The 1419-nt window shown below is 53.1% G+C and carries 1 pseudogene; it reads right to left on the bottom strand.

Features of this window, described 5'->3' with window-relative positions:
• A pseudogene (locus A7D16_RS20175) lies at nt 1-1400 on the bottom strand (hemagglutinin repeat-containing protein); the annotation flags it as partial.
• Nucleotides 1401-1419 lie beyond the last annotated feature (19 nt).

The following is a 1419-nucleotide window of genomic DNA, read 5'->3' as shown; positions in this document are numbered from 1 at the left end:
TGCAGATTCGCAGGGTCTTTCAGAATCTCATTCTGAACGCTTTTTGGCAAATAATCAAAACCTTCAGTTTGCCGAATAGCATTTTGTGGCAGAACGTGATCCACATGAATTTTAGCCGTTGCAGGCACTGCTTCCTTTACACCAGTCAGTGGATTGATCCAAGTCAGCTCATTCTTGGCATTCATCCAAGTACTACTAATGACCTGACCATTTAGCCAAAGCGTTTCGTCAGCCGCCTTCGCCAGTGGGCGCAACAGGGGACCAACTGTTTTGCCTACAATTGTCGGCATCGCCGCAAGAGCGATGCTCGTACCGGCAGCCTGGGTGTCGCCTTGTGCAATATTACGGATGATGCCTGCCGCCGTCCCCACATCACCGGTAAACGTCTCGAGCATGGCCACACCGTCCGACCCACGCGTCGCAGTAGACCAAGCCAACAGCTCGCTCTGATATACCTGCTGCAAGGAGTCTTTTGTTATTCCAGATGCGCCGAGAGCGTTATATACCCCGCGAAATTGATCAGGATTATTCGCAAGAATATTTCCATATTGGTGAAAGTTGGCATACTCGTCATCAGTTGCCTTGAAGGCCTGACCCCACTTGTATTGATTTTGATTTGAATTCAGAAACGCAAGAGCTTCTGTGTCGATATTTGCGATACCGACCTTCTTTGCGATCACTGCATCCACTTGCGCCGCAGCTTCCACAGTCAGGCGCTGCTTCGCTTCAATGACACTAATGCCTTCCTGCAATGCGAAAGCTTCGGCGTTCTGGCGAATCCATGTCACTTCATCAGGATGCAGCTGCCGATTGAACTGATCTCCCGCCAGCGCGGTTGTTGCGCCAACCTGCCCACCCGCAATACCACCAAGCGACGCACTTCCTAGCTCCATGAGTGCGTTGTAAGTGGCTGGGTCGGTAACGCCGTTCTTGACCAAATAATCCGACATCGCAACCTTGGCTGCTTCAGCACCCGCTGCACCAGCTGCTGTTTGCAGAACGTTTTCGCCGCCGAGTGCCGCAATCGCCGCACCTGTCAGGCCATGCAGCAAAATCTTGTTCGTACCCCCATCGCTCCATGCGTCCAGACGTGCCAGTGCCTGAGCTTTCGACGCTTCATCCGGTGCGCTGGCCAAATCAAGCTGGGCTTTCTGATACATAGCCGAGGCAACATCACCCGCTATCCGAAATCCAATCTCTCCAGCAAGCCCCATCAGCTCTTTTTGATCTTCGATCTTCTTCTGATCGAAAATCTCCTTCAGCCCAGACTGCTGCAACTCGGTGGCACTGCGATCCAACCCTGCCAGCGCAGACTCGTCGTCATTGCGGATTTGGATCGTGCCAGCCGCGATATCGCTCTTGGTCGTGCTGCTTGAGCTGTCGCTGGCATTGCCCAACATGCTCAGTCCGGCACCGATG

The organism is Xanthomonas nasturtii (assembly GCF_001660815.1).
In the GTDB taxonomy this organism is placed as follows: domain Bacteria; phylum Pseudomonadota; class Gammaproteobacteria; order Xanthomonadales; family Xanthomonadaceae; genus Xanthomonas; species Xanthomonas nasturtii.
This window is presented reverse-complemented; position numbering and strand designations above follow the sequence as displayed.